General features: G+C 69.7%; 12 protein-coding genes and 7 pseudogenes. 12 read left to right on the top strand and 7 right to left on the bottom strand.

The genetic code is table 11. The features are described from left to right. Positions 1–18: 18 nt before the first annotated feature. Positions 19–430 (bottom strand): annotated as a pseudogene (locus OHO83_RS39575) (zinc-binding dehydrogenase); the annotation flags it as partial. Between the two features lie 24 nt (positions 431–454). On the opposite strand from OHO83_RS39575, the pseudogene OHO83_RS39580 reads away from it, so the two are divergent. Both OHO83_RS39580 and OHO83_RS39585 read left to right on the top strand, forming a co-directional pair. Next, a pseudogene (locus OHO83_RS39580) lies at positions 455–567 on the top strand (universal stress protein); the annotation flags it as partial. Between the two features lie 92 nt (positions 568–659). Further along, on the top strand, positions 660–1,550 hold the full coding sequence (locus OHO83_RS39585) for a universal stress protein (protein ID WP_405602722.1): 891 nt from the start codon (positions 660–662) through the stop codon (positions 1,548–1,550). Positions 1,551–1,563: 13 nt separating this feature from the next. Here OHO83_RS39585 and ppk2 read toward each other — a convergent pair whose 3' ends face one another. After that, positions 1,564–2,367 carry a polyphosphate kinase 2 gene (ppk2, locus tag OHO83_RS39590; protein WP_330280575.1) on the bottom strand — a complete coding sequence of 268 codons (804 nt, stop codon included), beginning with the start codon at positions 2,365–2,367 and terminating at the stop codon, positions 1,564–1,566. Between the two features lie 48 nt (positions 2,368–2,415). Between ppk2 and OHO83_RS39595 the strand changes: the two genes are divergently transcribed. From OHO83_RS39595 to OHO83_RS39610, 4 genes and pseudogenes are all read left to right on the top strand, one after another. Beyond that, complete coding sequence (locus OHO83_RS39595) at positions 2,416–4,800, top strand: phosphoketolase family protein (RefSeq protein WP_330280576.1); 2,385 nt, start codon at positions 2,416–2,418, stop codon at positions 4,798–4,800. A 79-nt stretch (positions 4,801–4,879) separates the two neighbouring features. After that, the gene (locus OHO83_RS39600) at positions 4,880–5,626 is read left to right on the top strand and encodes an HAD family hydrolase (protein WP_329436490.1); all 747 of its coding nucleotides are present in this window, start codon (positions 4,880–4,882) and stop codon (positions 5,624–5,626) included. A 2-nt stretch (positions 5,627–5,628) separates the two neighbouring features. Beyond that, positions 5,629–8,009 (top strand): annotated as a pseudogene (locus OHO83_RS39605) (glycoside hydrolase family 65 protein). A 167-nt stretch (positions 8,010–8,176) separates the two neighbouring features. Continuing rightward, positions 8,177–9,748: pseudogene (locus OHO83_RS39610) on the top strand (GNAT family N-acetyltransferase); the annotation flags it as partial. Between the two features lie 75 nt (positions 9,749–9,823). Here the strand turns inward: OHO83_RS39610 and OHO83_RS39615 are convergent. Then, on the bottom strand, positions 9,824–10,810 hold the full coding sequence (locus OHO83_RS39615; RefSeq protein ID WP_330280577.1) for a hypothetical protein: 987 nt from the start codon (positions 10,808–10,810) through the stop codon (positions 9,824–9,826). 63 nt (positions 10,811–10,873) lie between these two features. On the opposite strand from OHO83_RS39615, the gene OHO83_RS39620 reads away from it, so the two are divergent. Continuing rightward, positions 10,874–11,710, top strand: a complete 837-nt coding sequence (locus tag OHO83_RS39620) for a replication-relaxation family protein (protein WP_330280578.1) — start codon at positions 10,874–10,876, stop codon at positions 11,708–11,710. Positions 11,711–12,014: 304 nt separating this feature from the next. After that, positions 12,015–12,227: an IS1096 element passenger TnpR family protein gene (locus tag OHO83_RS47115; protein WP_443066077.1), complete on the top strand. Its 213-nt coding sequence runs from the start codon at positions 12,015–12,017 to the stop codon at positions 12,225–12,227. Here OHO83_RS47115 and OHO83_RS39625 read toward each other — a convergent pair. Further along, positions 12,190–12,318 (bottom strand): annotated as a pseudogene (locus OHO83_RS39625) (ATP-binding cassette domain-containing protein); the annotation flags it as partial. The gene OHO83_RS47115 and the pseudogene OHO83_RS39625 overlap by 38 nt on opposite strands. A gap of 127 nt (positions 12,319–12,445) precedes the next feature. Here OHO83_RS39625 and OHO83_RS39630 point away from each other — a divergent pair. The 3 genes from OHO83_RS39630 to OHO83_RS39640 all read left to right on the top strand — a co-directional run bounded on the left by OHO83_RS39630 (position 12,446) and on the right by OHO83_RS39640 (position 16,354). Beyond that, positions 12,446–12,610, top strand: coding sequence for a hypothetical protein (locus OHO83_RS39630; protein ID WP_330280580.1), 165 nt, complete (start codon positions 12,446–12,448; stop codon positions 12,608–12,610). An 89-nt stretch (positions 12,611–12,699) separates the two neighbouring features. Further along, complete coding sequence (locus OHO83_RS39635; protein WP_330280581.1) at positions 12,700–13,662, top strand: DUF4331 family protein; 963 nt, start codon at positions 12,700–12,702, stop codon at positions 13,660–13,662. A 265-nt stretch (positions 13,663–13,927) separates the two neighbouring features. Further along, the gene (locus OHO83_RS39640) at positions 13,928–16,354 is read left to right on the top strand and encodes a SpoIIE family protein phosphatase (protein ID WP_330280582.1); all 2,427 of its coding nucleotides are present in this window, start codon (positions 13,928–13,930) and stop codon (positions 16,352–16,354) included. A 222-nt stretch (positions 16,355–16,576) separates the two neighbouring features. Here OHO83_RS39640 and OHO83_RS39645 read toward each other — a convergent pair whose 3' ends face one another. The 3 genes and pseudogenes from OHO83_RS39645 to OHO83_RS39655 all read right to left on the bottom strand — a co-directional run. Beyond that, positions 16,577–16,906, bottom strand: coding sequence for a hypothetical protein (locus OHO83_RS39645; protein WP_330280583.1), 330 nt, complete (start codon positions 16,904–16,906; stop codon positions 16,577–16,579). A gap of 270 nt (positions 16,907–17,176) precedes the next feature. Next, positions 17,177–18,133 carry a hypothetical protein gene (locus tag OHO83_RS39650; protein WP_330280834.1) on the bottom strand — a complete coding sequence of 319 codons (957 nt, stop codon included), beginning with the start codon at positions 18,131–18,133 and terminating at the stop codon, positions 17,177–17,179. Positions 18,134–18,265: 132 nt separating this feature from the next. After that, positions 18,266–18,657: pseudogene (locus OHO83_RS39655) on the bottom strand (transposase); the annotation flags it as partial. An 83-nt stretch (positions 18,658–18,740) separates the two neighbouring features. Here OHO83_RS39655 and OHO83_RS39660 point away from each other — a divergent pair. Continuing rightward, a pseudogene (locus tag OHO83_RS39660) lies at positions 18,741–18,923 on the top strand (IS5/IS1182 family transposase); the annotation flags it as partial. Positions 18,924–19,025 lie beyond the last annotated feature (102 nt).

Raw genomic sequence — 19,025 nt, forward strand, 5'->3', positions numbered from 1 at the left:
CGGTGAGTCGGCGGTTAGTCAGGGCTTCAGCAGCGTCTTGATGGCGCGTCGTTCGTCCATGGCCTTGTAGCCCTCGGCGACCTGGTCGAGCGGGAGGGTGAGGTCGAAGACCTTGCCCGGGTCGATGCGGCCGGTCTGGACGCGGTCGATGAGGTCGGGCAGGTAGCGGCGTACGGGGGGCGGGGCCGCCGCGCAGGCCGACGTGGGAGAAGAACAGTTCCTGGCCGTCGACGGCGACGTCGTGGGGGACGCCGACGAAGCCGACGATGCCACCCGGGCGGGCCGAGTGCAGGGCCTGAGCGGTGCCGACGCACTCCAGCACGCTGTCGGCGCCGATGCCGCCGGTCAGCTCCTTGATCCGCTCGATGCCCTCGTCGCCGCGCTCGGCGACGATGTCGGTGGCGCCGAACGCGCGGGCCAGCTTCTGCCGGCCCCACCTTGGGTGTGAGCGAAGGTGGTCGTGGGCCGTCGTGGCCCCGCTCTGTGCTCGGCACCCACATGGGGCCGGTCACCCACGCCGTACTGCACCATGCCGCCGCCCCTGTCGCGGTGGTTCCCCATGAGTGATCACCTGGGAGGAGTGATTCTCGTGAAAAGCCGCCAGCGGCGTGGGCGTGCGTCGTGGCGCTGACCGACTCCGAAGACGACGGTGAAGGAAGGTGAAGGTTGTGGGACTTCCCCTGGTCGTGGGTGTCGACGGCTCCGAGTCGAGCATGCGCGCGGTGGACTGGGCGGCGGACGAGGCCGTCCTGCGCGGGGTGCCGCTACGGCTGGTGTACGCGTCGTTGTGGGAGCGCTATGAGGGAGCAGCGCTCGCCGAGACCCTCGGCAGGCCTTCGGAACAGGTGCTGGCCGACGACATTCTTGATACCGCGGCGCGGCGCGCCCACCGCCGTGACAGCGATCTGAAGGTCACCACCGAGGTGCTGCCCGAAGACGCGGTCAGCGCTCTCCTACACGAGGGGCGGAACGCCTGTGCCCTGGTGCTTGGATCGCGTGGCCGCAGTGGTGTCGCCGAGGTGCTGCTCGGCTCGGTCTGCCTCGCGGTGGCCGCCCACGCCGACTGCCCCGTGTTCGTGCTGCGCGGCAGTCACGACAACCAGGCCAGGACCGGGATGCTGCACACAATCGCTCTCGGAGTCGGCGAGGAGCAGCAGAACTCGGAGGCCGTGCGCTTCGCCTTCCAGGAGGCACAACGCCGTGGAGCCGCTCTCGATGCGGTGCGGGCCTGGCGCTGCCCGGCGCACGAGTCGGTCGATCATCCGCTGCTTGCGGGAGAACCCGCCCGCTTGCACGAGGAGCGGGCGGTGGAGATCCTGGAGTCGGCGCTGAGCGAGTTCGCGGCGGAGTACCCATCGGTGGAACTGCGTCGACGGACTGCCGAGGGGCCCGCCCGCAGGGTGCTGCTGGACGCCTCGATGCGGGCCGACCTACTGGTTGTCGGTGCCCTGCGGCGCCGGAGCCACCTTGGTCTTCAATTCGGCCAGGTCGCGCACACGGCCCTGCACCATTCGCGATGTCCCGTCGCCGTCGTTCCGCAGTGGGGCTGAGCGCGTGGCCGGCTCAGATGCCCGCCGCGTGGTCGGGGACGTATGTCTGCAGGTCACGCGGTGGGCGTTCGTAGCCGGTCGACGCGGGCCGGGGCGGCAGCTCGAGCACCGGCGGTGGCACCTCGTGGTAGGGAACGGATTCCAGAAGGTGGGCGATCATGTTCAGTCGCGCCCTGCGCTTGTCATCACTCTCCACCACGAACCACGGCGCGTCCGAGGTGTCGGTGTGCACCAGCATCTGGTCCTTGGCCCGGGAGTAGGCCTCCCACCGACTGATCGACTCGAGATCCATCGGGGACAGCTTCCACCGCCGCGTCGGATCCTCCAGCCGCCGGCTGAACCGCTCCTGCTGCACGGCGTCGCTCACCGAGAACCAGTACTTGCGCAGCAGGACGCCGTCCTCGATGAGCATGCGCTCGAACACGGGGCATTGGCGGAGGAAGAGTTGGTACTCCTCCTTGGTGCAGAAGCCCATCACGTGCTCGACACCGGCGCGGTTGTACCAGCTCCGGTCGAACAACGCGATCTCACCGGCAGCCGGCAGATGCTCGACGTAACGCTGGAAGTACCACTGGCCGCGTTCACGCTCGGTCGGCTTGGGCAGAGCCACGGTCCGGGCGACTCGAGGGTTGAGGTGTTCGGCGACCCGCTTGATGGTGCCGCCCTTGCCCGCCGCGTCCCGTCCTTCGAAGACGACCACCAGCCGGGCGCCCTCGGTGCGTACCCACTCCTGAAGCTTCACCAGCTCCGTCTGAAGACGCAGCAGCTCCCGCTCGTACGCCGCGCGCGGCACCTTCGCGGCCTTCTCGCCGGCCATGCCGCCTCCTCCGCCCGATGACTTGCCCCGATGACATACGGAGCCACCATGCCCAAGGTCGAACACCAGGACAGCACGCTACTGACCGACGACGAACTGCGCACCCTGGACGCCCACTGGCGGGCCGCGAACTACCTTGCCGTGGGCCAGATCTACCTCATGGCCAATCCGCTGCTCGCCGAGCCCCTGACTCCCGCCCACATCAAGCCGCGCCTGCTCGGCCACTGGGGAACGTCGCCCGGCCTCAACCTCGTCCACACCCACCTTAACCGCGCCATCAAAGCCCGTGACCTCGAAGCGCTGTGCGTGTGGGGACCGGGCCACGGTGGGCCCGCGGTCCTCGCGAACTCCTGGCTGGAGGGCAGCTACAGCGAGACCTACGCGGACGTCACGCGTGACGCGACGGGCATGGAACGCCTCTTCAGGCAGTTCTCGTTCCCGGGCGGCGTGCCCAGCCATGTGGCGCCCGAGACGCCCGGGTCGATCCACGAGGGCGGTGAACTCGGCTACTCACTCGCTCACGCATATGGCGCCGCCTTCGACAATCCGAACCTGCTGGTTGCCTGCGTGATCGGCGACGGCGAGGCGGAGACCGGTCCGCTCGCCGCGTCCTGGCACTCGAACAAGTTCCTCGACCCGGTCCACGACGGCGCTGTCCTGCCGATCCTCCATCTCAACGGCTACAAGATCGCCAACCCGACCGTACTGTCCCGCATCCCCGAGCCCGAACTCGACGAGTTGCTACGGGGATACGGGCACGAGCCGATTCACGTGACCGGCGACGATCCGCTTCAGGTCCACCGCGCCATGGCCGGCGCTCTCGACCGGGCGCTGGACCGCATCGAGCTGATGCAGCGCACGGCCCGCGAGGGCGGCGTGGCCGAGCGGGTGCGCTGGCCCGTGGTCGTGCTGCGTACGCCGAAGGGCTGGACGGGACCCGCCGAGGTCGACGGCGTGCCCGTCGAGGGGACCTGGCGGGCCCACCAGGTCCCCCTGGCCGGCGTACGTGAAAACCCGGAGCATCTGGGGCAGTTGGAGGCATGGCTACGCTCGTACCGACCCGAGGAACTCTTCGATCCAGCGGGGCGGCCCAGCGCGGACGTCCTTGCGTGCGTCCCCGAGGGGGACCGCCGCCTCGGCGCCACGTTGCACGCCAACGGCGGCCGTCTCGTGCGCGATCTGCCGATTCCGCCCCTCGACGGCTTCGCCGTCCCCGTAGACAAGCCGGGCGCCACCCAGCACGAGCCCACCCGTGTCCTGGGCAACCTCCTGGAACGGATCATGGAGGACACCTCCGGCCGCCGTGACTTCCGCCTGGTCGGGCCCGACGAGACAGCCTCCAACCGGCTCGAAGCCGTCTACCAGGCCAGTGGCAAAGCCTGGCAGGCACAGACCCTCCCGGTGGACGAGCACCTGGACCGACACGGCCGCGTCATGGAGATCCTCTCCGAACACCTCTGTCAGGGCTGGCTGGAGGGTTACCTCCTCACCGGCCGGCACGGACTGTTCTCGTGCTACGAGGCGTTCGTCCACATCGTCGACTCGATGGTGAACCAGCACATCAAGTGGCTCAGGACCTCTCGGGCACTGGAGTGGCGGGCTCCGATCGCCTCCCTCAACTACCTGCTGACGTCACACGTCTGGCGGCAGGACCACAACGGGTTCTCGCACCAGGACCCCGGTTTCGTGGATCACGTCCTCAACAAGAGTCCCGAGGTCGTACGGGTGTACCTGCCGCCCGACGCCAACACGCTGCTGTCCGTCGCGGACCATGTCCTGCGCAGCAGGGACTACGTCAACGTCGTCGTCGCGGGCAAACAGCCCTGCTTCGACTGGCTCTCCATGGACCAGGCCCGCGCCCACTGCGCGCGCGGCGCCGGAATCTGGGACTGGGCAGGGTCCTCCGGCGGGGACCGCGAGCCCGATGTCGTCCTCGCCTGCGCGGGCGACGTCCCCACCCTGGAGATCCTGGCAGCGTCCGACCTGCTGCGGCGCCACCTGCCAGAACTGGCCGTCCGGGTCGTCAACGTGGTCGACATGACCCGCCTGCTGGCCCGCGATGAACATCCCCACGGGATGAGCGACTTCGAGTACGACGGGCTGTTCACGACGGACAAGCCCGTGATCTTCGCCTACCACGGCTACCCCTGGCTGATCCACCGTCTTGCCTACCGCCGCACCGGACACGGCAACCTCCATGTCCGCGGCTACAAGGAAATGGGCACGACCACGACCCCGTTCGACATGGTCGTCCGCAACGACATGGACCGCTACCGCCTGGTGATGGACGTCATCGACCGAGTGCCCGGCTTCGCTGTCCGGGCCGCCGCCGTACGCCAGCGCATGGCCGACGCCCGCACCCGGCACCACGCGTGGATCCGCGAGCACGGAACCGACCTGCCGGAGGTCGCCGACTGGGCCTGGAGCGCGTAAGGCGCCTTTTGCTCAAAGGAGTTGATCGTCATGACGGAGGCGACGCGCGGCACGACGCCAATTCGAGGGCCGGCGAGCGATGAGTGGTGAACGGAGCGGAACGGCCGCCGTGCCCCGTGCGTTGCGAGGTACGGCAGCCGTGGTCTTCGACACCGACGGCGTCGTCACGGACTCCGCGCGGGTGCACGCCGCCGCGTGGAAGACGGCCTTCGACGGCTTCCTGCACGCCCGGGACCCGCAGGGACAACCGCCCTTCGACCTGCGCGACGACTATCTGCGGTACGTCGACGGGAAATCACGCCTCGACGGAGCCGCCGCGTTCCTCCGCGCCCGGGGGCTCCACCCGTCCGGTACGGAGATCCAGGCCGTCGCCGACCACAAGGAAGTGCTCTTCACCGAGCGGCTGCGCGCCGAGGGCGTCGACGCCTATCCGGGCACGGTCCGGCTGGTGCGGACCCTGCGGTCCGCCGGGATGCCGATGGCCGCCGCCTCGGCCTCCCGGCACGCCGGGGAACTCCTCGAGCGTGCCGGCGTGCGCGACCTCTTCGACGTCCTGGTGGACGGCGTAGAAGCCGGGCGCCTCGCTCTCCCGGGGAAACCTGACCCCGCGCTCTTCCTGGAGGCGGCACGCCGCCTGGGCGTTCCCGCCCGGCTGACCGCCGTCGTCGAGGACGCACTGGCCGGAGTCGAGGCCGGACGGCGCGGCGGCTTCGGCCTCGTCGTGGGGGTGGACCGCGCTCGCACCCCAGACACCCGGGGCGCTCTGCTGAAGCGCGGCGCGGATCTGGTGGTCGACGACTTGGGCGAACTGCTGGGGGAGGGCTGACGATGCGGGGCTGGACACTGGAGTACGAGGGCTACGATCCCGCCCAGGAAAGGCTGCGGGAGTCGCTGTGCACCCTCGGCAACGGCTATTTCGCGACCCGCGGAGCAGCACCGGAATGCGCCGCCGACGCCGTCCATTACCCGGGCACGTACGCAGCCGGCTGCTACAACCGGCTCACCTCGGACGTGGCCGGCCGCAGGGTCGAGAACGAAGACATGGTCAACCTCCCCAACTGGCTGCGACTCCGCTTCCGTACGGACACCGGGACCTGGCTCTCCCCGGACACCCACAAGATCCTTGACCACCGCCAGAGTCTTGATCTCCGTACCGGCACGCTGGAACGCGTCGTGCGGTACGAGGACGACGACGGCCGGCGTCTCGCCGTACGACAGTTGCGGGTGGTGCACATGGCCGATCCGCACCTGGCACTGCTCCGGACCGAGGTCACCGCCGAGGACTGGTCGGGCCGGCTGGAGGTCGAGTCGGCTCTGGACGGGACCGTCACCAACACCGGAGTAGCGCGCTACGAAGCGCTCGCCCACCGCCACCTCACGCACGTCCAGACCGGATCGCCGACGCCCGACACCGTCTGGATGCGCTGCCGCACCAGCACCTCGGACATCAGGATCGGCCTCGCGGCCCGCACGGTGGTGGACGCGCACGCGGAGACGGCGGTGGCGCACGAGCACGCCCGCGCCATCCAGGTGCTCAGAATCTCCCTGGCCGACGGGCGCACGGTGACGGTCGACAAGACCGTTGCCCTGCACACCTCGCGTGACCCGGCCATCAGCGACCCACTGCACGCGGCGGTCGACCGGGTCCACCGTGCCGCGGACTTCGAGACGCTGCTGGAGTCACACCACTCGGCGTGGCAAAGGCTATGGCGCAACGCGGAGTTGAATGTGCCGACCGGCGCGGGACCGGTGCTGCGGCTGCATCTCTTCCATGTGCTGCAGACCCTGTCCCCGCACACCGCCGACCTCGACGTCGGCGTCCCGGCCCGAGGGCTGCACGGCGAGGCCTATCGCGGGCACGTCTTCTGGGACGAGCTGTTCGTCCTGCCATATCTGAACCTGCATTTCCCCGAGGTCTCCCGGGCCCTGCTCACGTACCGCCACCGCCGTTTGGAACAGGCGTGCTCCGCTGCGCGCGATGCCGGGCGCACCGGCGCCATGTATCCCTGGCAGAGCGGCAGCGACGGACGCGAGGAGACCCAGCGACTCCACCTCAATCCGCGCTCCGGACGCTGGCTGCCCGATCACTCACGGCTCCAGCACCACGTCGGATCGGCGATCGCCTACAACGTGTGGCAGTACTGCGAGGCGAGCGGCGACACGGAATTTCTGCATACCAAGGGCAGCGAGATGCTCGTTCAGATCGCCAGGTTCTGGGCCGGCGTCGCGGAGTTCGACCAGTCACTCGGCCGCTACCGGATCCGCGGCGTCGTCGGCCCCGACGAATATCACGACGCCTATCCCGGCGCCCGTGATCCGGGGCTGGACGACAACGCGTACACCAATGTCACCGCCGCCTGGGTGCTGGCCCGCACCCTCGACGTCCTGCGCGGCCTGCCCGAACCGGTGCGCCGGGACCTGTGCGAGACCACCGGGCTCGAGCCGGCCGAACTCGACTTGTGGGAGGACGTCTCCCGCAGGCTGCACGTGCCGTACCACGCGGGCGTCATCAGCCAGTTCGACGGGTACGGCGACCTGGCCGAGCTCGACTGGACTGCCTACCGGGACCGCTACGGTGACATCCGGCGCCTCGACCGGATCCTTGAAGGCGAAGGCGACACCGTCAACCGCTACCAGGCGTCGAAGCAGGCCGACGTCCTGATGCTGGGCTATCTCTTCGCGCCCGCCGAACTCGCGGGCCTGTTCCGCCGGTTGGGCCACGAGCTGGACGACACCGTATGGCGTCGCACCGTCGATCACTATCTCCGCCGGACCAGCCACGGTTCGACCCTGAGCAGTCTTGTCCACGGATGGGTGCTGGCCCGGGCGCGCCGGGCCGAGGCGTGGACGTACGTCCACGAGGCCCTGGCGGGTGACATCGCGGATCTGCAGGGCGGCACCACGGGTGAGGGCATTCACCTCGGTGCCATGGCCGGCACCCTCGACCTCGTTCAGCGCGGACTGACCGGCCTCGAGACCCGCAAGGTGGCGCGCTGTGGTTCGACCCGGTCCCCTTGCCCGAGCTGTCCGAGTACGGATTCGCGCTCCGCTACCGGGGACACCGCGGTGTGCAACTGAGGCTGAGCGCGGGCCGGCTGCGGGTTTCCGTGCCGACGTCCGACCGGGACCCGATCGGCATCGCCCTCGCGGACCGCACCGTCTCGGTGGCGCCCGGAGAGTCCTGCACGCTCACCCTGCCCGGACGCTGAGGGACGACGCCCGCAGGTGTGACGGCTGAGCACATCCGGCCGAGTGCGTGACGCCGAGCCACCGCAGCAGGGGCCGACCGGCCCATGCGACGCACCCGGTCAGCCCCTGGGACGGGCCTGCGTACCGCTGGATGCTCGGAGTGTCGTGAGGTTTCGAGGAGGCCGGCATGACGGACGTCGAGCGCAACCGAGCGATCGTTCACGCTCTGCTCGCCGACGGATCCACGGTGTGCATCCGCGAGGTGCGGCCAGGTGACCACGCGTCGCTCAAGGGCCTGTACGACGGGATGTCCGCGGGCAACCTCCGGCTGAGGTTCTTCGGTGCGAGCCGCCGCGTCGCTGAGCAGGCCGCGGACCGTGCCTGCGCACCCCGGCGGCCCGGATGCCGGGCGCTGCTTGCCGAGGCCCAGGGCCGGGTGATCGGCCTGGCGGAGTACGTGGCCGGCGGCGACTCGAAGTCCGCGGAGATCTCGATTGCCGTCGCCGACGGACTGCACCACCGGGGTGTCGGAACGCTCCTCGTTGAACACCTGATCTCCGCCGCGCGCGCGGAGGGCATCACTACGTTCACGGCCGACGCGCTGTCCGAGAACCGGGAAGTGCTGCAGCTCTTCGCCGACTTGGGGCTGCGCACGGCCCGCCATTTCGAGGGCCCGGAAGTACGCTGCACCGTTGAACTGGACGAGGACGAGACGTACCTCTCGGCGGTGGAGACACGTGGCGGGGCCGCCGACGTGGCCAGCCTTCAACCCCTGCTGCGGCCGGACGCGATCGCCGTCGTCGGCGCCGGGCGCAGGCCTGGTTCCGTGGGCCGGGCCGTCCTGCACCACTTGCGCACAGGTGGGTACACCGGGCGACTGTTCGCCGTGAACCCCAGGGCCACGTCGGTGATGGGCGTTCTGTCCTACCCTTCGGTCAGCGCGCTTCCCAAGGTGCCTGATCTGGTGGTTCTCGCGATACCGGCACTGGCCCTTCCCGCCGCCGCGGAAGAGTGCGGCAAGGCAGGTGCACGGGCCCTGCTCGTGGTGTCGTCCGGTCTTGACCGTGACCAGGCCCAGGCGCTGCTTGAGGCGTGCCGCACATACGGCATGCGTCTCGTCGGGCCCAACTGTCTCGGCGTCTCCAACACGGACCCGGAGCTCTCTCTCGACGCCACCTTCGCCGCCGGTCACCCGCTGCCCGGCAGCGCGGGCGTTGCCGGGCAGTCCGGAGGCGTGGGCATCGCCCTGCTCGACGGGCTGTCGCGGCTCGGCATCGGTGTGTCCTCTTTCGCGTCGCTCGGTGACAAGTTCGACGTCAGTGGCAATGACATGCTCCAGTGGTGGGAGAGCGACGGCCGCACCGACCTCGCCGTGCTGCACCTTGAGTCGTTCGGTAACCCGCTGGCGTTCTCGCGCACCGCGCGGCGCGTCACTCGCGGGATGCCGCTGCTCACCGTCGACGCCGGACGTACCGACGCGGGCCGCCGTGCCGCCGCCTCGCACACGGCGGCCGCCGCGACCTGCAGGATGACGCGCCAGGCGCTGTTCACACAAGCCGGGATCACCGCGACGCGCTCGGTCGGCGAACTCCTCGAAACCGCAGCCCTCATGCACTCTCAGCCGCTTCCTGCGGGCACCCGCGTTGCGGTCGTCACCAACGCGGGCGGCGCGGGCGTACTCGCCGCGGACGCGTGCGCGGAGGCAGGGCTGGACCTGCCACAGCTCACCCCTGTGGCTGCCGAAGCCCTAGCGGAGGTGCCATTGTGTCCAGGGCCTTGAGAACGCGGTCACGGCGGCGGGCCGAGTCGGCCCGCCGGCCGTCGCTCATGTTGGTCATGCTGTTCTGCCGGAATGGAAGTCGGGCATGGGTGGTCCGACGCGGGGCATCCCGAGGCCGACGATGTGCCGTCGGCTGCGGCGCAGGACGCTGGTGGCTTCCTTGATCTGCGCGCGGTCCTCGTCGGTGAGGGCGTCGAGGTCCTCTCGGACACGCCGGACCAGACGACGGACCCGGGTGATCTTCTCATCGGAGGGTGTGGCCTCGGCTTTTGCCCAGTCGTCGGCGGAGGTGAACGCGGCCAGGCGCTCTCGGTTTCGCAGCAGGTCGGCGAGGTATGCCTCCAGGTCGGGGAGATAGGAGGTGTCTGTGCGGAAGTCGTCGCAGCCGACGCAGCGGAATCGGACAGGGCAGGCGTGTCCGCCGGCCGCGACGTTGGACGGCTCGACACAGACGCCGTAGGGTGCCTGAACTTCGCCGACGGCGCGGCGTGCGTACTCGTCGTCCAGCAGTTCCTTGGCTTGCCGCCAGATGCGGTTGCCGCTGCGGTCGAACTGCATCGCCGATACTCGGTCGACGGCCTCGCGTTTGCGCTGCTCACCGACCCGGTAGTAACGCTGAGTAGTGGCCAGTTGGCGATGGTCCATCAGGCTTTGGAGGACATCGGGCTGGATGCCCTGGTCAGCGTGCCGCTGGCAGTAGGTGTGCCGGTAGGCGTAGAGGAAGATCTTGGGCTTCCCGAAGGGCAGCATCTTGGTGACCTGCTGCCCGGTGATCTCGACGCGAGTGGGGACCAGGAACTCGGGCAGCGACTGGATCCATTCGCGGTGGCGGCCGGACAGCCAGCCGGCCCCGATCGGTTTGCGGCCGTGGGGGTTGCCTACCCGTGTCGGCAGGAGCATCAGCTCAGCGGTGGGGGTCAGGGGGAAGTGGCTGCCCGGCCGGGGCGGTCGGAGCAGCGAAGGGGGTTGGGTGATGTCGGGCAGGCGCGTGACGAATGCGTCGGGATCCTCGAACGCGTTGCGTGGTGATGTGCTGCGCACGCTGGGTGTGTTGAAGATGGCGACGGCGGATCAGATCCAGCGTCTGTCCTCGCCGCACCTGACGTGCCGGCACACGGCGAAGAAGACGCCACGCCGGCGCAGCGCAAGGAGGCGCGGACCGCGTCGCACCGGGCGGCGGCGAACGATCTGCGGCGTCATGGCCTTTCCGTGGACGGGGGCCGTACGCGGGCGGGGGAGGAGGTGCGGTTGCTTACGGCGGCCGGCCTGGCGGCGGCGGCAGTCGAACTGGGGCGCGCGCCGGAGGAGATGGGCGGGTTGCCCAAGGGTGCGGGACGCACCGGTGCCGCGCACGCGATGACGGTGAACGAGACGGTCCTCGCCCTTATCCGGCCTCAGCCGGACCTGTCGCTGATCGAGGGCGAACCGGACGAGGTCCTCGCCGCGGCGCGGACGGCGGCCGAGGCGCCGTCGGGGGTCGGCACGATCGCCTCGTATGCGACCGAGGTCGCGCTTCCGGTGTCGGGTACCTGGAAGAGTCCCGGTCTCGGCAGCGCCCGCGCGGACGCGGTGGTCACCGCGCCCGAGCACAGGATGCCGCTGCTGTTCATTGAGGCCGACAACTGCCACGAGGACGCGGTGACGATCGCCGCGAAGTTCGACCGGTACGCGCGCTTCTACCAGCGCACCGCCCCGAGCAGCAGCACGCCGATGGCGCTCAGCACAACGGCCGTGACCAGTGATCTTGTCCGTTGCATGTGTTCTGCGCCCCTCAGGAGATGGCGGTTGCGCAGTGGGTCCCAGCCCGAGTTCGTCCATGAGGTCGCCCCAGCCCTGGGCCTCGCTGTAGTACTCGACCGCCGCCGACCATCAACTCATCGCCGTGCACGCACTCGAAGGCCGCAGACTCCTGCGCACCCGCGTCCTTGGCAGCGTCATTAACGAGCACCGCTATGCCGCTTGACCTGCAGCACCCGATCGCCGCGCCCACCGTCTGGAAAATCCTGCACGCTGTGGGCATCGGCCCGGCCCCGCATCGTACCGGCCCGACCTGTCGCCGGCGAGCGGCTGCTCTGGGCTGCCCAGTCGGCGCCTCCACCGTGTAGGCGAGCCTCAATAGAGCCGGGATCGACCCGGCGCCACGACGCTCGGGCCCGACGTGGGCGAAGTTTCTCCGCAACCAAGCGAGCAGGCCCATGAGCGGGACGCCGATGACGATCTGGTAGATCACGTAGACGATGGAGGAGTGCTTCGCGAGACCACGCTGAGGACCCAACTGATCGGCATGAAGCCGCCGTTGTGGCGGCGCCTCCGCGTCCCCTCCGACACCACGCTCGGATCGCTGCACCACGTCATCCAGGCCGCCCTGATAGGGCGGCGCTGCTCGTCCGGGTTAACGTCCGTGACGTCCGTGCCGTCCAGATGGATCCGTCCCGACGTGGGCCGGTCAGCCGGTTGATGAGCTTCGTCGTGGTCGTCTTGCCGCAGTCGGAAGGACCGACGAGGACTGCGAACTCGCCCGCCGGGATGTCGAGCGTGAGCCGGTCCACGGTGTGGGAGGCTAGGCCGTCGTACGTCGCTCAGAAGGCCCCGCTCGGCTCCACGTGCGGTGTCAACGTCACCATACTGGCCTGGGGCAACAAGCCCGTTGGGTATCAAGTGTCCACCCAGGACTGCGTGATCCGCCCCGACAACGAACGCCGGATGGCCCGGCGGATGAATCCTCGCGGCATCGTCGAAGAATTCGACGCCGGCCACTTCTCTTTCGTCTCGCACCCTCAAGGGGTCGTCGACCTCATCGAAGCGGGCCGTGAGCGGGACCGGGCCGGCCGAATGACATGAATGCGACGTCGCTGCCGTGGGAGTGACGCACGGCGCGTGCCCGGCGCGGCTGATCGTCCACCGGAGGCGAGGGGGTGGAGCCTCGGTCCATGTCTCATCACCTCAGTGGCCCGAACCTCCGTCCCCCGCTCGGCGACTCCCGCCTCGACATGACGGACCTCTTCGCGTTCACCGTGCCGGGCGACCGCACCGTGCTGATCATGAACAGCAACCCTGTCGCCCCCACCGGCGGCGAGGCGTTCCACCCCGACGCCGTCTACCGGATCAACGTCGACACTGATGGCGACCACCAGGCGGATCTCGCTTTCAGTTTCGTTTTCTCCCAGCCGCAGGACGGCAGGCAGACGGTGACCGTGCACCGGGCGACGGGCGAGGAGGCGCGCTCCCACGAGCCGTCCGGCGAGAAGATCTTCACCGACGAGCAGGTCTCCCTCAGCGGCGAACCCACGGTGATCCAGGCGGGCCCGTACCGGTTCTTCGTCGGACTGCGCAGCGACCCGTTCTTCGCCGACCTGGAGGGGATCGGCAACAACTTCACCTGGACCGGCAAGGACTGGGGCCTCGACAAGAACATCTTCGGCATCGTCCTGGAGATGCCGAACGCCGAACTGAGCCCAGGCTCCGACATCGGCGTCTGGGGCCGCGTGAGCTTGCGCCAGAACGGGCAGCTGAGGTCGGTGGACCGCGGCGCGCACCCCTCGGTGACCGCCTACTTCAACGAGGAAGACGCCAAGGAAACGTACAACGAGGGCGAACCCGCGAAGGACTGGGACACCTACCTCAAGCCATGGATCGTGGTCCTCGCGCACACCGGCGGCTACGACGCCCAGGCGGCCGAGCAGACCTTGCGTACGATCCTGCCGGACGTCCTGCGCTACGACCGCTCCAAGCCCGCCGCCTACCCCAACGGCCGCGCCCTCACCGACGATGTCACCTCGGCCCGGCTCACCATGGTCTCCGGCGGCAAGATCACCTCGGACAACATCCCCCCGCACACCGATCTCCTGCCCGAATTTCCCTACCTGGGTCACCCGCACCCGGTGAGTAATTGAGCGGTTAACGGTTCCCGGCGGGACGGCGGCGTCGCCCAGCGCGGGGCGGCTGCCGTGCTCATCAATGCGCCCGCGCTCCCGCACGGGCTGCTCCGGAATGTGCAGCGTGGCCGCAGCGCCTTCGCTTTGTCACCGGCTGCGTCGGTGGCTCCGCGGTGACAACCTTGAGTTTCGAGCAGGAGTGCGCGGCGAGCGTCGCTGTGCTCGACCGGCTTCAGCCGGTCGAGGGTCGAGCACGGCCTCCCGGGGCAAGGCCCGCGGAGCCATGAACGGATCGGAGGCTGCCGCGGTGGAGAACACGGCGTTCCTGGGGGAGCGGGCGCTGGGCCTGGCTGCCGCGGACAGCCGTGGACTGTTGACGATGTGGGACGGCGCGGCGCCGGACATCCTCGGCTACAGGGCGGACGAACTGATCGGCCGCCCTGTCACCGAACTGATCGAGCTCAAGAGGGACCTCGCGGCAGTGGCCGCCGAACTGCGCGACTGCCCGGGGGGCGGGAGCCTGCGCTACGCCTTCACCGTGCGGCACCGCGACGGCCACCGTGCGGAGATCATGGCGCGGGTCTGGCCGATTGCCGCCGAGGGCGGCAGGAACTGGCTCGCGATCTTCACCGCGGGGTCCGAGCTGCGCCGCTGGGACACCGACCGCGCCACGGTGGACGGGCTGTTCTCCCAGGCACCCATCGGCCTCGCGGTCTTCGACCCCCACTTGTGCTTCATCCGGATCAACGACGCTCTGCAGAAGATCCACGGCATTCCGCGGGAAGAGGCGCTCGGGCGCCGGATCACCGCCCTCTTCCCCGGCCCGGAGGCCGAGCAGATGGAGGAGCGTATTCGCCAGGTGCTGGAGACCGGCGAACCGGTCACCAAGGAGCACCGCGCCCCGACCCCCACTCTCCAGGGGTGGAACCGGGACTGGAGCATCACCTCCTTCCGCCTGTGCGACCCGGCCGGCAAGGTCCTGGGCGTGGCCTCCGCCGTCGTCGAGGTCACCGAACGCAACCGGGCCAGGGACCGGCTCGTGCTGCTGAACGACGCCAGCGAGCGGATCGGCACCACCCTCGACGTCACCCGCACCGCCGCCGAACTCACCGAGGTGGCCGTCCCCCGGCTGGCCGACTTCATCGCCGTGGATCTGCTGGAGGGCATCGCGCTCGGGGAGGAGTCCGTGCCCGGACCGGTCGGCGGCGACGCAGTGCTGCGCCGCGCCGCCATCCGCTCGGTCCACGAGGACGCCCCGGAGGCCAGCTACGCGCCCGGTGCCCTGATCACCTTCCACGCGGCCACTCCTCAGGCGCAGGCCATGGCCACAGGTGAGGCCGTCCTGCTGCCGACACTCGAGGGAACCGCGGACTGGCTGACCCACGACCTGCACCGGGCCGGGAAGATGACCGAAGCCGGGGTGCACTCCGTGATGGTGGTCCCGCTGTGCGCCCGGGACGTCACCCTCGGCGTCGCGCATTTCTATCGGTGGCGCCGGCCCGACCCTTTCGAGGCCGACGACCTGGCTGCCGCGGGTGAGGTGGTGGCCCGCGCCGCGGTCTGCGTGGACAACGCCCGCCGCTTCACCCACGAGCGGCATGCCGCGCTCACCCTCCAGCAGAGCCTGCTCCACGTCACCCAGGCCGAACTCAGCGCGGTCACCACCGCCCACCGCTACGTGCCTGCCGGCGGCCCGGCGGGAGTCGGCGGCGACTGGTTCGACATCATTCCGCTCTCCGGGGCGCGGGTCGGCCTGATCGTCGGCGACGTCCCGGGGCGCGGCGTCCACGCCGTGGCCGAGGCGGGTCGGCTGCGCACCGCGGTCCGCGCTCTGGCACAGCAGGATCCCGCCCCTGACGAACTGCTCGCCCAGCTCGACGGCATCGTCAGCCAGAGCGCCGCTCCTGAGCAGACCCTCGGGTCACCTACCGCCGGCATCGGCGGCAGCTGTCTGTACGCCGTCTACGACCCCGTCTCGCGCCACTGCACACTGGCCTCCGCAGGCCACTTCCCCCCGGTGCAGGTCCGCCCGGACGGCGCCGGCCAGTTCCTCGACGTGTCCTGCGGCCCACCGCTCGGCCTCGGCGGGATGCCCTTCGCGACCACCGAGGTCGAGCTCCCCGAAGGCAGCGTCCTCGCTCTCTACACCAACGGCCTTCTCTCCGGAGAGAGTGGCCGTGGCGACATCGACGCCGCGCTGCGCCGACTGCGCAGGACCCTCGCCCGCCCCGATGGGCGACTCGACAGCATCTGCGATGCCGTCCTCGACGCCCTGGTGCCCCACCGCACTCCCGCCGACGACGCCGTACTGCTCCTTGCTCGCACACACGCCCTCGGACCCGACCGGGTCGCCACCTGGGACCTCCCCCTCGACCCCGCCGTCGTCTCCCAGGCCCGCGCCCTGACCACCAGCCAACTGACCGCCTGGAACATGGAGGATCTCGCCTTCACCACCGAACTGATCGTCAGCGAACTCGTCACCAACGCGATCCGTTACGGGCGTGCCCCCATCCAGCTGCGCCTCATCCGCACCACCACGCTCATCTGCGAGGTCGCCGACGGCAGCAGCACCTCACCCCATATGCGCCAGGCCTCGGACACGGACGAGAGCGGTCGCGGTCTGTTCATGATCGCCCAGATGGCGGACCGCTGGGGCACCCGCTACTCCCCGAGCGGCAAGACCGTCTGGGCCGAGTGGTCGGGCCTGTGAGCCGGCGGGGCGCAGGCTGCTGCCGAGGCGCGAGGTGAGCAGTCAGCCTCTGGTTGTTCAGCTCGGTTCGGAGGGTCGGCGGTGCCTTGATGCGCCGCGCAACGACGCCCGCCGGCAGCCTCGGCAGCGCGTACGGCGACGAGGACAAGGCGGTGTCGTAGTAGATGTGGCGCAGGAGATCGAGGCCGTCATTTCGGCTGGCGGATCGACCACCCTGATTCTCTACAAGGTCCGACCTTCTCCAGGACCTGCTGCGGCGCTGGACCGGTCACCTGCACCACCAGAAGGGGCGAGTTCCTCGGCGCGCTCGGTCGGCACGCTGAGGGGGCCTTCGGTGGTGCCGTAGTCGCCGACGCCCATGGCCTCGTAGCCGATGCAGAACGGCGGCATCAGGTCGTAGAAGAAGCCGTTGTAGTGGTCGGGTGCGAAGGAGACGACCAGGGTGGGGTCGTACTTCTTGACGAAGGTCCGTGCGGAGGAGAAGGCGCCCTGGACGGCGTCGACCATTTCGGCGGGCGGGTCGGCGAACTCCAGCAGCGGGCTGTGCGACATGGTGACCAGGGCACGGTCATGACAGGACTCCGTGCGTGGTGAGGCGAGGGACAGGCACGGCGATCGGCGGTTCCATGGCAGCGGACGGGGCACCCGCACACCGCCCGGCAGACGCGCACGCGCAAGCGCGTCGACCGTTCGCGCCTGCTGGGCCGTCACTAGGTGGCGGACTTGCCCCGGGCTCCTTCAGGTCCACCAGAACGGCCACGAACTCGGCTTCGACATGGCCCTGTCCGTCGGCCGGCATGCCAACGATAAAGAGCTGTCCTCCTATGTCCGTACGCCCTCGGGCTCCGAGTGGCAGGTCGGCTGGAACCCCGTAGTTGTCGACGAGACGATCTGGGCGCCCGCCACGCACCAGGGCACCGGCATCGGGAGCCACCTCCCGTGGGCCAGACGACCGACAAGCCGACCCACGGGGTCGGCGGCGACGGCCTTCAGGGCGCGGGCGAGAAGGGTGCGGTCCACGAGCACGTACCCGGTGACGTCGAGCGGGTTCTGCACGGTGGCGAACTCCGGCACGCTCTCCTCGAGTTGTGCGGTGGTGGCGGGTGCGAACGCCGGTATCTCCAGGCCCTCCTGCTCGGCGCGGTCGGCGATGATCTCGCAGGCGCCGCCGGACGGGGTGACCACGCCGATCCGCGGCCCCGGCAGAGGGCCGGTCCTGGCCAGCAGACCGGCGGTGAGGATGAGTTCTTCCAAGGAGTGCACGCGGATGATGCCGAGCCGTCGGAACGCGGCGTCGACGACGTGGTCGTCCCCGACGAGGGCGCCGGTGTGGGCCTGCGCCGTACGGGAGGCGAGCTTGCTGGCGCCGATCTTCAGCGCGACGATCGGTTTTCCGGCCGCAGCCGCACGGCGGGCGACCCGGGCGAACTCCGCCGGGTGGCGCACCGTTTCGAGCTCCATGAGCCGTGTTGCCTGCGCACTCGACTGCTCGGCGCGCTCGGTCAGGAGCTCGCTGCGGGTGCGCAGTGCCGTCGCGGCGTCGCCCTCGGCCTGGTCCGCCTCGGCGCGCTGCACGGCAGCCGTTCCGTAGTCGTCAAACGCAGCCTCGTACAGGGCGTGAGCCTGCTCGCGCAGGGCCTCACCGTGCGCGGAAAGGGGGACGGCCGGGCCCGGCATGTCCTTCCCGCCGTACAGGCCAGCAACCACGTCGCCCGTGGCGCCCTCGGGCACCAACAGTCGGTGATGCCGCTCGATGCCCGCGCGTAGTGCCGCCTGCATTTCGCTCCGAGCCTGCCCCTCCTGCCAGGCCCCGACGTGGTCCCACACTCCGGCGATTTCCGCCGCGCTGGCGGTATCCCACCACTCCTCGTCGAGACTCTCCGACAGGCGGGCGCCGGCGTAGACGTGGTCGGGGGTGCCCCGGTCCACGGGGCTCGGACCTGTGTGTTCGCCCCCTTTTTTGCCCGCACGTGCGCGGAGTCCAGCACGACACGGGAGACATCGACGAGGCCGGCATCGTCCAGCCGGTGCACAACCGCCTCATGCAGACGCCCCCACACACCAGCTCTCGACCAGATCATGAACCGCCGGTGCACCGTCGACTTCGACACCCCAAAACAGGGCGGCAATGCCCGCCAGGCGCAACCGCTGACCAGGACGTAGATGATCGCGGCGAACAGCGTCTCATCAGGCGTGTTCTGCTTTCCGCCACCCTGTGGCCGCACCCGATCCGCCGGAATCAACGGCCTGGCGATCTCGCACAGCCCGTCCGGAACAATCCAACTCCACGTCCCCTGCACCATGTTGAGGAGCACTACCCAGCCTCACCATGTAGGACACCGTCTAAGAAGTCATCTCATTTGGTGGGGTCGCTAGGCTGTCGGCCATGGTGGGGATCGTTGAGCGCCTGGTGCCGGATGAGTTGTGGGGATTGTTTCAGCGGGTGGTGCCGGAGCCGCCTTCGCGCCCTCAGGGCGGTGGTCGGCGCCAGCATGGTGACCGTGAGGTGCTGGCCGCAATCGTGTTCGTCGCCGCGGTCGGCCGCGTACTCGCACGTGAGAATCCCGGCGACGTCGGCGATCACCCCCGGGATACTGGTCGCCCATGGATGAGGTCAATCGTGCAACTTCCGGATGGCGGCCCCCGCCGCGGCCGGCGCGTAGGAGTCCAG

Source organism: Streptomyces sp. NBC_00569, assembly GCF_036345255.1.
Taxonomy (GTDB): Bacteria; Actinomycetota; Actinomycetes; order Streptomycetales; family Streptomycetaceae; genus Streptomyces.